4 protein-coding genes are annotated in these 15,401 nt (G+C 74.6%); 3 read left to right on the forward strand and 1 reads right to left on the reverse strand.

Features of this window, described 5'->3' with window-relative positions; genetic code table 11:
- Positions 1 to 21: 21 nt before the first annotated feature.
- From AQI70_RS33720 to AQI70_RS33730, 3 genes are all read left to right on the forward strand, one after another.
- Positions 22 to 630: an AAA family ATPase gene (locus tag AQI70_RS33720; RefSeq protein WP_208607502.1), complete on the forward strand. Its 609-nt coding sequence runs from the start codon at positions 22 to 24 to the stop codon at positions 628 to 630.
- Between the two features lie 90 nt (positions 631 to 720).
- Entirely contained in the window at positions 721 to 1,767 is a 1,047-nt protein-coding gene (locus AQI70_RS33725; RefSeq protein ID WP_244181945.1) for a TauD/TfdA dioxygenase family protein, read from the forward strand.
- A gap of 185 nt (positions 1,768 to 1,952) precedes the next feature.
- The gene (locus tag AQI70_RS33730) at positions 1,953 to 14,243 is read left to right on the forward strand and encodes a hybrid non-ribosomal peptide synthetase/type I polyketide synthase (protein WP_063801647.1); all 12,291 of its coding nucleotides are present in this window, start codon (positions 1,953 to 1,955) and stop codon (positions 14,241 to 14,243) included.
- Between the two features lie 78 nt (positions 14,244 to 14,321).
- Here AQI70_RS33730 and AQI70_RS33735 read toward each other — a convergent pair.
- The coding region (locus tag AQI70_RS33735; protein WP_244181946.1) for a metallophosphoesterase family protein at positions 14,322 to 15,401 on the reverse strand (1,080 nt) is incomplete at its 5' end.

Here is a 15,401-nt window from a genome sequence, read left to right on the forward strand (position 1 = left end):
GGGGTGAGTAAGGTCGACCGCATGCAGGGCATGCGCGTGGTGCTCATCGGGGGAACGTCCCACACCGGCAAGTCGACCGTGGCCCGGGCCCTCGCGGAGCGGCTCGGGTTCGACTGCCGCTCGACGGACAAGCTGGCCCGGCACCCGGGGCGGCCCTGGCGGACGGCGGAGTGGGAACCGCCGCCGCACGTCGCCGAGCACTACGCCACCCTCGGCGTCGACGAACTGATCAGGTCGGTGCTCGACCACTACGCACGGCTGTGGCCGCGCATCCAGGAGCTGATCACCGAGCGGGCGGCCGGAGCCGGCCCGGGCCTGGTCCTGGAGGGCTCCGCGCTGTGGCCCGACCGCGTGGCCGGGCTGACGTCCGTGCCCCACACCCGGGCCGTGTGGCTCACGGCCGACGATGCCGTGCTGCGGGAGCGCATGCGGTCGTCGGCGCGGTACGAGGAAGCGACGGGCCGGGAGCGGTACCTGGTGGACAAGTTCCTGGCCCGTGCCGAGCGCTTTCAGACGCTGATGACACAGGCCGTGGACGCGCACGGCCTGGCCCGCGTCGACACGGACGGCAGCTCGGTGGGCGAGCTGGCGGACAGGGTGCTCACGGCCGTGGGCCTGCCCGCGCGTTGAGGCCCTGTCGCCACGCCCGCCGAACACTGTCACGATCTTCCCGGAAGCGGCTCGGACCCGGAGCCGGAGCGGACGACCGACGGAGCGCGCATGACGACGGACAGGGCCCCTGCGGACGGGACGGAGCAGGCCGACGGGACGGAGCAGACAGACGGGACGGAGCAGACAGACGGGCTGGAGCAGGCAGACGGGACGGAGGAGACTGCGGGGATCGAGGTAAAACCGGTCGCCGGGCACATCGGGGCGGAGATCACCGGCGTCGACCTGACCGGGGAGCTCGACGACGGCGTGGTCGCCGCGATCCGGGCGGCGGTGCTGCGCTGGAAGGTGGTGTTCTTCCGAGGGCAGCGGCTGGACCACGCCGGACATGTGGCGTTCGCGCGCCGGTTCGGCGAACCGGTCGTCCTGCGCAGGCGGGGGAGCGCCTCCCCGGCGGACTTCCCCGAGATCGAGACGACCGCCGACCGGCTGGAGCTGGGCGGGAAGTTCGGCATGGAGCACGACGAGTGGCTGCGGCGGCGCCGCCACACCCTGCTGCGCGGCTGGCACTGCGACCACGGCGCCCGCATCGACCCGCCCGCGGCGACGATCCTGCGCGCCGAGACGGTACCGCCGTACGGCGGCGACACCACCTGGTCGAACCTGGTGGCCGCGTACGCCGGACTCTCCGGCCCGGTGCGCGAGTTCGTGGCCGGGCTCCGGGCCGAGCACCGCCTCGGCGTGGGCTACCAGCCGCGGCCCGGCGACGACGCCTACGTCCGCCATCTGCTGGACCATCAGGTCGCCTCGCTGCATCCGCTGGTACGCGTGCATCCGGAGACCGGGGAGCGGGTGCTCTACGTCAACGGCTACTACGTCGAGCAGATCGCCGGCCTCTCGCGGGCCGAGAGCCGGGCGATCTTCGACATGCTGCTGGAGCAGGCGGTACGCCCCGAGTACACGGTCCGCTTCCGCTGGGAGCCCGGCAGCGTGGCCTTCTGGGACAACCGTGCCACCATCCACCTCGCCCCCAGCGACAACGCCCACCTCGACTTCCCCCGGATCATGCACCGGGTGATGCTCGCCGGTGACGTACCGGTCGGGGTGGACGGCAAGCCGTCGGAGCCGGTCACGGGGACCGCACCCGGCCGCTGGTAGCCGATGCCGGGTCGTCGGGCGAACGATACGCGCGCCCCGCCCCCTCGCCGTATGAATGTTCGGATCTCCGGGTGAGTGTTCGGCGATACTCGTCGTCGGACAGGTGAATGATCATCGATGCCCGGTACCGGACTCCGGCAGGGCGCGTCCACGGGGCCGATCCCGTGCGACGAGGAAGGAAGCGCATGCCGACTCCCGGGCGCCGTACCCCCGTCACGCTCCTCGACGTACTGCTGAACGCCGCTGAGGAGACTCCCGGTCAGGTCGTCGTCCACGTCCGGGGAGACGGCGGCGAACACACCGTCACCTTCGCCGAACTCCGCGACGACGCCCTGCGGGTCGCGGGCGGCCTGCACGCGGCGGGACTGGAGCCCGGTGCTCCCGTGCCCCTCCTCGCGGATCTCGGCGAGGACTTCCAGCCGATGTTCTGGGGCGCCCTGGCGGCGGGACTCGTGCCGGTGCCGCTCGCACCGGAGGGGCGTCGCGTGGGACCGGTGTGGGAGTTCCTGGGCAGACCCGCCGTCGTGGTGGACGACTCCACCGCACCCCTGCTCGCCGAACTGCCCGGCCCGGTACGCGCCCTGCGGCTGGGTGCCCTGCGCGAGAGCCGCCCCTTGCGCTCGCTGCCCCGGCGGAACCCGCGGGACCTCGCCTTCCTCCAGTTCTCCTCCGGCAGCACCGGCGCCCCGAAGGGCGTGGAACTCACCCACGAGGCCGTGCTCGCCAACCTCCGGCAGATCCGTACCGCCACGGCGGTCACCTCGGAGGACGTGGTGGCGACCTGGATGCCGTACTTCCACGACATGGGCCTGATAGGCACCCACCTCGTCCCCATGGCGGCGCGCCTGAAGCAGGTGCGGCTGGAACCGCTCACCTTCGCCAAGCGCCCGGCCCGCTGGCTCGAGGCGGTGGCACGGCACCGGGCGACCCTGCTGTCGGCGGCGAACTTCGCGCTGGCGCTGGCCGTGCGGCGCGTGCCGGACAGCGTCTGGGCCGCACTGGACCTGAGCTCCGTACGCCTGATGCTCGTGGGCGCCGAGCCGATCGCACCGCGCGTATGGCGGGAGTTCACCGCCAAGGCGGGTCCGGCGGGGCTGGACGCCAGGGCCATGCTCCCCGTGTACGGGCTGGCCGAGGCCACGCTCGCCGTGACCGTTCCCCCGCTCGGGGAGATCGCCGCGCCGCTCTGCCTGGACCGGAAGGCGCTCGGCCGTGGCCGGGCCGTCCCGGCGGAACCCGGCCCGGACGCCGTCGAACTGATGGACGTGGGCCGTCCCGTCCCGGACTGCGAGATCCGGATCACCGACGAGGCCGGCGAGCCGCTCGGCGACCGGTGTGTCGGTCACATCGAGGTACGCGGCCCTCAGACGGCACGCGGCTACCACCGCAGCCCCGACGCGAGCGCGACCGCGTTCCGCGAGGGCCGACTGCGCACCGGCGACCTCGGCTTCCTCAATGAGGGCCGGCTGTGCGTCACCGGCCGGCACAAGGACGTCGTCTTCGTCGGCGGCCACACCTTCCACGCACCCGACCTGGAAGAGACCGTGGCCGGCACGCCGGGACTGCCCGCGGGGACGGTGGCGGCGATCGGCTCCACCGATCCGGACACGGGGGGCGACCGGGTCGTGGTCTTCGTGCAGTGGGCGCGGCCCGCCCTGGCCACGGCTCTTCCGGTGCTCGACGCCGCGGCGGCCCGGGTCAGGGAGGCGCTGGGCCACGACGACGTACGGGTGTTGCCCCTGCCGCCGGGGGCGTTTCCCCGCACGACGAGCGGCAAGCTGCGGCGCGGTGAGATGCGCGTCCGGTTCGAGGTGGGCGGTTACGCGGCGGTCGAGGCGCGGCTGGCGGCGGCGCGGACCGAGGCCGGGCGGGCTGGGCCCAAGGAGCATGGTCCCAAGGCGCACGGCCCAAGGGAGCACGGTCCCAAGGAGCACGGTCCCCAGGAGCACGGTCCCCAGTGGCCGGTGCCGCGTGCGCGGCGTGACGTCGAGGAACTGGTCCGCGGGATCTGGGCGCGGACCCTGGACCTCGCGCCCGCGGACATCGGCCCCGACGACCGGTTCTTCGCTCTCGGGGGCTCCTCGCTGAAGGCGATGGCCGTGCTCGCGGGGATCGAGGACGCCTTCTCCGTCACGGTCGAGCCGCGCGTGCTGCGTGACCATGACACAGTGACCGCGCTGGCCGGGCAGGTGATGAGCCAACTCGCCGGTGCCGCCACGGTGGCTGACGGCGCGTCGGGTCCCCGGTCGAGCACGGCAGCCGGGCCGCCCGTGCCGGTGTCATCCGGTGAGGCCGCGGAGAAGCCGCCTGTGGCGGTCCTGGGCATGGCCTGCCGGTTCCCGGGGGCGGAGACGCCCGAGGCGTTCTGGGAGCTTCTCGTCTCCGGGCGTGACACGGTGACAGCTGTGCCGGAGGGCCGCGGGGAGGACTGGGCGGGCTGGGAGGGCTGGAAGGGCTGGGAGGGTTGGCAGCACGCGCCGGGTGCTTCCGGCCTCGTCGGGTCCTTCCTCCCCGATCCCGCGCTCTTCGACGCCGCCTTCTTCGGCATGGACGACGAGGAGGCCCGCGCGACCGACCCGCAGGCCCGGATCTTCCTGGAGCTGGCCCACGAGGCCCTGGAGCGCGCCGGCTATGCGGGGGTGCGGCGGACCGGCCGCAGGATCGGCGTGTTCGCCGCCGTCGGGGACAGCGGATACCGCGAGATCCTGGCCGCGGCCACGGACGGCGACCTGGCCGCCCACCCCGGCGCCCTCACCGGCAACCTGCCCAACCTGATCGCCGCCCGCCTCTCCCAGGCACTCGACCTCGACGGCCCCGCCCTCGCGGTGGACACCGCCTGCTCGTCGGCGCTCGTCGCGCTCCACCTCGCCCGGCGCAGCCTCCAGAGCGGCGAGTGCGATGTCGCCGTGGTCGGCGGCGTCCAGCTCGCTCTCACCCCGACCGGCCACCGGCTGCTCGCACGCGCGGGCGCGCTGTCCCCGACGGGCCGCAGCCGCCCCTTCGGTGAAGCCGCCGACGGCATCGTGCCCGGCGAGGGCGGAGCGGCCCTCGTCCTCGCCCGCCTGGACGACGCGGTGCGCGACGGCGATCCGGTCCTCGCCCTCGTCCGCGGCACCGCCGTCAACAACGACGGCCGTTCGCTGAGCCTGCTCGCCCCCAACCCGCGCACCCAGCGCCAGGTCATCGGCCAGGCGTACGGCGAGTGCGGCATCGACCCCGAAGCGGTGTCGTACGTCGAGGCGCACGGAACCGGCACTCCGGTCGGCGACCCCGTAGAGGCGCAGTCACTCGGGCACGCCTTCCCGCCCCGCACGGACGGGTTCCCGCGCCTGCTCGGCTCGGTCAAGGCGAACGTCGGACACCTGCTCAACGCCGCCGGCATGCCGGGCCTGGTCAAGGTGGTCCTGGCGCTCCAGCACCGCCAGCTCCCGCCCTCCCCGCACACCACCCCGGCGGCGCCCTACCTGGAACGTGTCGCTCCCGGCTTCCGGCTCGTCGCCGAGCGGCGGGAATGGGCTGCCCCCGGGCCCCTGATCGCGGGCGTCAACGCCTTCGGCTTCGGCGGCACCAACGCGCACGCCGTCCTGGAGGAGGCGCCCGCCCGGACGGCCCCGGCGGATCCCGCCGCCGACGGTCCTCGTCTGCTGACGTTGTCGGCCCGCGACGCCGACGCCCTGCGGGAGGCCGCCGCCGAGCTGGCCACCTACCTGAGGGCGCGTCGGGACCTCGACGAGGCGGACGTCTGCGTCGCCGTCAACACCGGCCGCGACGACGGCCCCCACCGGCTCGCCGTCGTCGCCGACGGTGACCTCGTGGACCGCCTCGACGCCGCCCGGACGGCGGACTTCACGGTCGCCCGGTCACGGCCGCGGACGGTGTTCCTGCTGCCGGGCCAGGGGGCACAGATCCCCGGCCAGGGGCGTGCCCTGTACCGGTCGGCTCCGGTGTTCCGGGAGGTCCTGGACGAGGCCTCCTCGCTCACCGGGCCCGTACTCGGGCGCTCGCTCGCCGAGTGGTGCCTCGATCCCCGTACCGACGCAGGGGAGTTGGCCAGGACGGAGGTGGCCCAGCCGCTGCTCGTCGCGTTCGGGGTGGGCCTGGCCCGGCAGCTGGCGGAGTGGGGAGTGTCCGCCGACGCGGTCGCCGGGCACAGCGTGGGCGAGATCGCGGCGGCGTGTGTCGCCGGTTCGCTGACCCTGGCCGAGGCGGTCGGGTTCGCCGCGGAACGCGGGCGCCTGGTGGGTGAGCGTGCCCTTCCCGGAGCCATGGCCGCCGTCAGGGGCGACGAGGACACCGTCGCCGAGCTTGTCTCCGCGTCTGGCGGCTCGTTGTGCGTGGCCGCGGTCAACGGGCCCGCGCAGGTGGTGATCTCGGGCGCCGAGGAGGCCGTCGACCGTGCCCTCGCGGAGCTGACGAGGCGTGGCGTGGCCACCCGCAGGCTCCGGGTGTCCCACGCGTTCCACTCGCCGCTGCTGGAGCCGGCCCTGGAGCCCTTGCGGGACGCGGCGAAGGCGCTGACGGTCAAACCGGCGGCCGTACCGATGCTGAGCACGGTCACCGGCCGGTGGCGGCCCGGCCTCACGCCCGCGTACTGGCAGCGGCATGCCGTGCGGCCGGTGCGGTTCGGTGCGGCTGTGGCGAGGCTGCTGGACGAGGGCTACGACACTTTCGTGGAGCTCGGCCCCGGGGACACCCTGGGCGGGGCGGTCCGGGCGGTCGCCGCCGCCCAGGGCGCCACGGACGTCGCGGTGTTGACGACGGGGTCCTCCGCGTCCCCCGGCGGTGACGCGGACTCCTCCGGGGCGCGGGCGCTGCTGGAGACGGCGGGCCGGCTGTGGTCGCGCGGTGCGGCCCTGGACCGGGCAGCCGTGGCTCGGACGGATAGGACGGATAGGACGGCTCGGGCGGCTCTTACGGCTCGTACGGCCGGGGCGGCCGGGGCGGCCGGGGCGGTCGAGCGACCGAGGGTGCCGGTGCCCACGTATCCGTTCCGGCGCAAGCGCCACTGGCCGCTCCGGTCCGACGCCGTGCCCGTGGTGCGGCGCCTCGACTGGCGGGACGCGCCGCTCACGCCTGCCTCGGGCCCTCGGGTGGTACGCCTGATCGGTGCCGGACAGCCGCTCGGGCGGGCCCTCGCCGCACGTCTCACCGGCCGTGGAGTGACGGTCCTTGGGGAGAACGACGCTGACCGGCCGGGCGCGGCGCAGGCGGACACCGTGGTGTGGCTGGGAGCGGGAGAGGGCGGCCGGCAGGCCCTGGACGCGGCCCTGAGCGCCGCCGTCTCCTCGCTGCGCCACGTACTCGGCCTGCTCTCCGCCGACAGCTCCCGCCTGCTGGTGGTGACCGAGGACGTGTACGTCACCGGCACCTCGACGGAAGAGGCGAGCCCGGTGCGGGCGCTCCTGCACGGCTTCGCGCTGGCTCTCCCGGAGGAGCACCCGGGGCTCGCCGCCCACGGCGTGGACCTGTCCTCCCACGACCCGCTCGACACCCGGGCCGACGCCCTGGAACGGGAGCTGTACTCGGCCCACGAGCCGGCCGGTGCGGGCGCGGTCGCCTGGCGTTCCGGCCGCAGGTTCAGCCGTACCCCGGTTGACGTGACGGGCGGTGCGGAGGCGCTCGGTGACCTGCCGCCGGACGGCACGTACCTGATCACCGGGGGAGCCGGGGGGCTCGGTTCGGCGCTCGCACGTGATCTGGCGGCCCGCGGCGCCTGCGAACTGATCCTCACGGGACGCTCCAAGACCTCGCCGGACGAACTCCTCGCCGATCTTTGTGCCCGTGGCGCCCGCGCCCGGTACCACGCGGCCGACGTGTCCGACGAGGCCGCCGTCGACGCGCTGTTCGCCGTACTGCCCGCGCTGGACGGGGTGTTCCACGCGGCCGGTACGGTCCGGCCCGGCACCCTGCGCGCCAAGACCGACCAGGAGATCGGGCAGGTGCTCGCCGCGAAGGTGCGGGGGACGGTGCTGCTCGCCGAGGCGCTGCGGCGGTACGACCGGACACCGGCCGTGTGCGTCGCCTTCTCCTCCGTCTCCTCCGTGCTGCCCGGTCTTGCGGGCGCGCTCGGCGACTACGCGGCGGCCAACGCCTTTCTGGACGCCTTCGCCGCTGCCGAGCGCGCGGCGGGCCGACCGTGGCTGGCGATCGGCTTCGGACCCGTCGCCGACGCGGGACTGGCCGCCGGGTCACCGGCCGAGGCCCGGCTGCGCGCCCGCGGGCTGAGTCCCATGACCGCGCGGGCCGCCGTCACGGCGCTGCGGACGGCCGTCGCCACCGGTGCCGCACACGTGCTGGTGACGCCCGCGTCCGCGCACAGGCCCGCGCCCGCCAAGCCCTCCCTCGCTCCGGACCGCCCGGGCGGCGCGCAGGACAGCCCGTCACCGGCGCCCCGCACCCCGGCGGGCGAGGGCAGCGCCGTGACCGACCCGGTCCGCATCTCCGGCCTGATACGCCGCCTGCTGGCCGAGGCCCTGCACCGGGCCCCCGAGGACATCGGCGACGACGAGCAGTTCCTCGGCCTCGGCCTGGACTCGCTGACCGCCGTCGACCTCGCACGCCGCCTGGAGACGGAACTCGGCTCCCCCCTGCCCGCCACGCTGCTCTTCGAGTACCGGACGGTCGGCGAACTGAGCACCCACCTCAGCGCACCCAGGCCGCCGGCCCCCGAAGCGCCCGCCGCCTCGGACCGCGGCCAGGAGGAGCCCCCCCTCACCCCTGTCCAACTCGCCTTCCTCACCACCGAGGCGCTGTACGAGGGCGTCACCGCCTACGGCTACCTGCGCCAGACCATCCGCGGCCCCCTCGACCCCGGCCTCCTCGGCCGGGCACTGGCCCACCTCGCCGCACGCCACCCCCTGCTGCGCCTGCGGATCACCGGCAACGGCACACCGCCACGCCGGTACACCGCGCCCGCCGAGCCCACCGACCGCGCTCCCCGCTGGTACGAGGTGCACGAGCCGGACGACGCCCCGCCATCGCTGCACGACCTCGAACAACGGCTGTACAACCGCCCCTTCGACCTCACCACCGAGGACCCGGCACGCGCCGTCCTCGTCCGCGACCGCCGGGACGCGCACCTCGCCCACCTGCTGCTGGTCGTCCACCACAGTGCCGCGGACGGCTTCAGCCTCAAGATCCTGTGCGAGGAGCTCTGGTCGCTCTACACCGCACTCGCCCTCGGCCACCCTCTCCGCCCCCCGGCCCTGCAGGCCGAGTTCACCGATTACGCGGCCCTCGTCAGCGCCGAGCGCCGGTCACCGGCCTTCGTCCGGGACCAGCAGTACTGGCGTGACCGCGTCGCCGAGCACACCGCGGCGGCCACGGCTCGGGCACTGCCCTACGACGGCGACCCGGAGGCACCTCCGGCGCCGCCGCTCGCCCACCACCAAACGGCCGTCGACCCGTCCCTCACGGCGGCGCTGCGGGAGGTGGCCGCCCGGCACGACGTGACCCTGTTCCACCTGCTCCTCGCCGTGTACGGCCGCTGCCTGGCCCGCTGGAGCGGACAGCGGGCCATCGCCGTGAACGTGGCGCGTGCCCGCCGCGAGGCGCCCCTGCCCGGCATCGACCGCCTCGTGGGGCCGCTCGCCGACACCCTTCCGGTGTTCGCCGCCGTCGACCGCGACGAGCCCGTGACCGTGCTGGCCCGGCGGCTGCGGCGGATCTGGCACGAGGCGGAGTCCCACGCGACGCTCTCCAGTCCCGACATCGCCGCGCTGCTGCCCGCCACCGGCCCCGCCCCGCGCACGGTCGCCCCGGCCGGGTTCAGCTTCGCCCGCTTCCCCGTGAACCACGGCCGCGACTGGCCGGTCAGCGTCACCCCGACCGCGGCGGCCACCGCCTCCGCGGCGACCAGGCTCGGACTGCTGTGCTGGGAGTCGGACGCGACCCTGCACTTCTCCTGGAACCACCCCGCACACCTCTTCCGGCCGGACACGGTCGAACGCCTCGCGCAGGAGTACGTCGAGGAACTGCACGCCGCTGCCGGGCAGCAGCCCACCTTCTCCGGGCAACAGCCCGCCCTCCCCGAGCAACGGTCCCCCCTCCGCGCGAGGCACGGCAGCGGCGGTGGGATTGTCGCGCGCCTGTGTGCCCGGTTTCGGGCGACACCACGAGCCGTCGCGGTGGACACCGGCCGTACCACCCTCACCTACGCCGAACTCGACGCCGCCTCCGGTGCTCTCGCGGCCCGGCTGCGAGCGGATAGGGTACGCCCCGGCGATCTGGTCGGCCTGCTCACCGAACCGGGCGCGGACACCGTCGTCGGCGTGGTCGGGATCCTTCGCGCGGGCGCCGGCTGGGTGCCCTTGGACGCGACCCATCCCGTGGCCCGGCTACGGGACCAGGTGCACCGCACAGGGGTCGGCGCGGTGGTCTGCCACGCCGCGACACGCGAAGCCGCGGCCGCGATGGACGGCATCACACCGGTCACCGCCGATGACCGGCCCCCGGCCACCCCGTCCCCGGCCACCCCGCCCCCGAACGAGCCGCCCCGGAACGAGCCGCCGCGCGCCGACCCGGACGCCATCGCCTACGTGATCTTCACTTCGGGCTCCACGGGCCGCCCCAAGGCCGTCCCCATCACCCACCGGTCCATGCTCACCTACCTCGACTGGTCGGTGACCACCTTCGGTTACGGTCCCGGCGACCGCCTCGTGCAGACGGCGTCCGTCTGCTTCGACGCCTCCGTACGCCAGTTGCTCGCACCGCTGCTGGCCGGCGCCACCGTCCACACCCTCACCCGGGACCTCCTCCGCGACCCCGACGCGCTGCTGGACCGCGTCGTCGACGGCCGGATCACCGTGTGGAGTTCGGTGCCGACGCTGTGGGAGCGGCTGCTGACCGCCGCCGAGACCCGGGCACGGCAGGACGGGACGCCTCCGGACCTGTCGGCACTGCGCTGGGTCCACGTGGGCGGCGAGGCACTGCCGGCCGCCCACGTACGCCGGTGGTTCGACCTGCTCGACGCATGCGGAGGACCGCGGCACAGGATCTCCAACCTGTACGGGCCCACCGAGGCCACGATCAACGCCACCTGCCACATCATCGACACCCGGCCGGCCGACGACGTACGGCAGTTGCCCATCGGCCGCCCGGTGGGCGGGACCGAACTGGCCGTCATCGCCGAGGACGGACGGCCGTGCGCGCCCGGTGAGCCCGGTGAACTCCTCATCGCCGGAATGGGGTTGACCCCCGGCTACCTGGGCGACCCGCAGCTCACGGCGGAGGCCTTCGTCGAGCGCGACGGGCGCCGCTGGTACCGCAGCGGTGACCGGGTCCGCCGGACCGAGGACGGCGTGCTGGAGTTCCTCGGCCGCCTCGACGACCAGGTCAAGGTCCGCGGCCACCGAGTCGAACTCGGCGAGGTCGAGGCCGCGCTGCTCACCCACCCGGACATCGCCCGTGCCGCCGTGCTGCTCGTCGACGGGCGTCTGTCGGCGTACGTCGAACCCCGGTCCGGCTCGGCTCGGCCCGATCCACGCGAGGTGCGCGCCTTCCTGTCCCGGGCGCTGCCGCCGTACATGCTGCCCGGACGCATCCGCACGCTCCCCGCGCTGCCGTTGACCGGCACCGGAAAGATCGACCGCGGTCGGCTGGGGCGCGCGGTCGAGGAAACAGGCGGCGCGAACGCTTCCGGCGGGCTCGACGGCCACGTCCCCGAGGCGGCGCGGACCGAGTCCGGAGCCCCACCCGCCACGCCGACCGAACGCACCCTGGCGCGCATCTGGTCGGCCCTGCTGGACGTACCGGACGTCACGGGCGACGACGACTTCTTCGAACTCGGCGGCGACTCCATCATGGTGCTGGAACTCTTCGCCCGCCTGCGCGCGGAACTGCCCGCCGTCCCACGGCCCACCACCGTCTACACCCACCGCACGCTGAGCGCGCTCGCGACGGTCCTCGACACCACCGCCGCCGCCGGCCCCCCGCCCGATCCGACCCCGGACCCCGGCACCGCCCGGCCCACGGACCCCTACCCCCTCACACCCTCCCAACGGGGATTCCTGCTCGCCGAGACCATCGACCCCGCCGCGAACTCGGGCTGGCTCGCCCGGTTCCGGCTGACCGGGCCCCTGCGCCATGACGTCTTCGAGCGCGCCGTCGACGTGCTGGTGGCCCGTCATCCGATGCTGCGCACCGTCTTCCCGGCAGGTGCCCGCCCGCCCGTGCAGCAGGAACTGCCGGACACCATGCGCCTTCCCGTGCAGACGGAGACCCTCCCGCACCCCGGCCTGCTGGAGCAGCGGACCGCCGAGGAGGCCCAGCGCCGACTGGAGCCCTGGGCCTGGCCGTTGCTGCGGCTGCGGCTGTTCACCGTGGCACCCGGGGAGCACGTACTCCTCGTCCACGCGCACCACCTCATCGGCGACGGCTACAGCGCCGCCCTGCTCGCCAGGGAACTGCTCACCGCCTACGACCGCCTCGACCGCGGTCTGCCGCACGGCCTGCCGCCGCTCGACAGCACCTTCCGCGACCACGTGGCCCGGTCCGCCGTACGCCCGCGCCCGCCCGGCCCCGAGTCGGCGAAGTACCGAGCGCGCCTCCGCGCGCCGTACACGCCACCCCTGCTGCGCCGCCCGGCCCCCGAGCCCAGCGAGGGCCGACCGGCGTTCCACACCACGGGGTTCACCCTGGACGCCGCCACGACCCGCGCGCTGCGCCGACTCGCCGCCCGGACCACGCACCGCACCCTGTACGCCCCCCTGCTCACCGCCTACTACCGGGCCCTCGCGGATCTCACGGGGCAGCGTGACCTGGTGCTCGGGCTCGCCGTCACCGGACGCGAGGAGTCCACGGCCGACGCACACCGGGTGTTCGGACCGTTCGCGGAAGCGGTGGCGCTGCGCCCGGCCCGTGCCGGCCGGCCCGGCGAGGACCGGCTGCCCGCGTTCGAGGACGACCTGCGCCGCCTGGCCGCCGAGACGGACCTGGCCAGGGCCGACGGCCCCAGCGATGTGCGCACGGCGGCGGGACTGCCCTGCCACGCCCAGTTCTTCTTCACCTTCCTCGACTTCACCTCCCTGGGCCCCGAGGCCGCAGGCGGCCTGACGCTGCACGCGGACGAGTCCGACACCGCCCTGGCCCCGCCGCCGCTCGGCACCGACATGTTCCTGGCCGTGCGGCCGGTGGCGGAGAGCGAGGGCCTGCGCGTCACCGTACGGGCGTCGGCCGCGGCACTCACGGCGCATGAAGCCGCCGGGTTCGCCGAGGAGATACGGACCCAGCTCCAGGACGCGCTGAGCGACGCCGTGCCCGCCGCCTCCCGCAGCGGTCGCCGAGGGCGCCCGCGTCTGGATGCCGCGCTCGTCGGCTACCTGCCCGCCCCGCACCACCTCGCCGCCCTCGCCGGACTGCTGTACGACAGCCCCGGCCTCGGCCGCGAGGAGATCCGGGCGCTCCTCTTCCCCGACGGCCGGGCCCGGCTGCTGGAGGAGACCGGCACCCCGCTGGGGAACTCCGGCTTCGTGGCCCTCCCCCTCTTCGCCGACGAGCTGGCCCCGGCCGGCGATCTGGCGGCCCGCACCGCCCGAGCCGTCGAGCACGCCGCCTCACTCGGCGCCCGCTGCGTCTCGCTCGCGGGCATGGTCCCGTCCCTCACCGGCTACGGCTTCGACGTCCTGCGGGAGACCACGACGAGCGCGGCGATCACCACCGGGCACGCCGCGACGACCGGCGCGGTGACCAGGACCGTCCACCGCGCCCTCACGGCGACCGGCCGCCGTCTCGCCGAGTCGTCCCTCGCCGTGGTCGGATGCGGCTCGATCGGCATCTCGTCCCTGCGCCTGCTGCTGGCGACGGCACCCGGCCCACCGGCCCGGCTGCTGCTGTGCGACCTGCCCGGCAGCATCGCGCGACTCGAACGCCTCGCGGCAGAGCTGTCGTCCGAGTGCCCGGCGATGCCGGTGCAGGTCGTCGAGTCGGGGCCGGTGCTGCCCGCGGCCGTCTACCAGGCGGACCTGATCCTGACCGCCGTCAGCGGCGCCACGGCCCTCCTCGACGTCGGCCGGCTGCGCCCCGGCACGATCGTCGTCGACGACTCCTTCCCGCACTGCTTCGACACCGCGAGCGCACTGGACCGGATGAGCCGGGACCAGGACGTGCTGGTCGTCGGAGGCGGTCTGCTGGCCCTCGACTTCACGCGGACACAGCTGAGCGAGGCGCTGCCGGCCGTGGCGAGCGCGGGCTTCGCGCTGCGGCCCGGGATTCCGGGCACGTTGGCCTCCTGCCGACTGGAGTCACTGCTCCACGCCCATCTCGGGGAGCCCGGCCGGACCCCGAGCGAGCTGCCCCTGATCCACGGCCTCGTCGACCTGCCCCGCGCCCTCGCCCACTGGGAGGCGGCCGAGGCCGCCGGGGTCCGGCCCGCGCCGCTGCACCTGCTCGACCGCGTCATCGCCGAGGGCGACGGAATGCCCCTCAAACCTGCGGACGCCGACCCAGGGCCGGACCCAGCCGGGTCGCGAGGTCGGTGAGGATCCGCACATAGTGCGTATGTGGGAGAGCTGGATCTGTGCGGTGCTCCCGGCCGACGATGTTCCCGTACTCCCAGGTCAGGCCAGGGAGATGAGGACCTCGTCCTCCACCGGCGGGTCGGCCTCCTGGGCGCGGTTGCCGGTCGCGGCGTAGCAGCGCAGGCGGACGGTCTCCGGGGTGACGTCCAGGCGCAGGAAGGACTTGAAGAACGGCGGACTGTATGTCTCCGAACTCGGCGAGAACAACTGCGTGTAGATCTTGCGCACGGGGAGGCGGAACCGCTTGGCGCGGTCGGGTCGGCGTCCCGTGCCCAGCAGGCCGGCGACCAGGCGCATGCGCCAGGTGACGCGCGCGTCCGAGGCCGGTGCGCGACCCGGCCGGATGTCCAGCCGCTCGGCGATGACGGCCGCGGCCTCGGCCTCGGTGAGGGTGAAGAAGCGGCGCATGCGCAGCCGGCGCCCGTAGAGCCTGCTGTAGAAGGCCAGGGAGTCGCCGCGCAGGGGATAGCAGCGGAACTCCTTCTCGGTGACATCGGCGACGTCGACCCGCGGGATGGTGTGCGTGGCGTGCATGAACGCGCCCCCGCCGCCCGAGACCACGTACTGGATGGTGCGGCCGTCCACCTGGACGGGGTAGCGCTGGTAGTTGTGGATGTCGCCGCCGATCGCGGCTACATAGCGGTGGGCCGGGTCGCGGACGATCTCGTCGACGGTGCCGCCGCCCTCGATCGCGCAGGGGTGGTGCTCACCGTCCACGTACAGGGGCTGGCCGGTGATGAGGATCTTCGGCCGGGGATCCTTCGACACCTCGCGCAGCCATGCGCCCTGTTCGGCGTCGATGGTCCCGAGCAGTCCCGTGTCGAGGCCTATGAGCCGGATCGGCCCGGCGTCGATCGCCCAGTACGGCCCCGGCTGGACCGCCTGTTGGACAGCGGCCGACCTCGACTTGCGGTCCTCGGCGAGGTGTTGGCCGTCGTCCTTGCGCGGGCGGTGCCACAGCAGCGACCGCAGCCACGCCCTGCTCAGCGGACGCGGCGCGGGCTCGGGCGCGAGGGGCGGGGCGTCGTCGCAGAAGACACGCATGAACGCGCCGAGATCCTCGTACCAGTCGTGGTTGCCCGGAATCGCGTAGATGGGCGCCTGGTAGTCCTGGTACGG

The sequence above is a fragment of the Streptomyces curacoi genome, from assembly GCF_001513975.1.
GTDB classification, from domain to species: Bacteria; Actinomycetota; Actinomycetes; order Streptomycetales; family Streptomycetaceae; genus Streptomyces; species Streptomyces curacoi.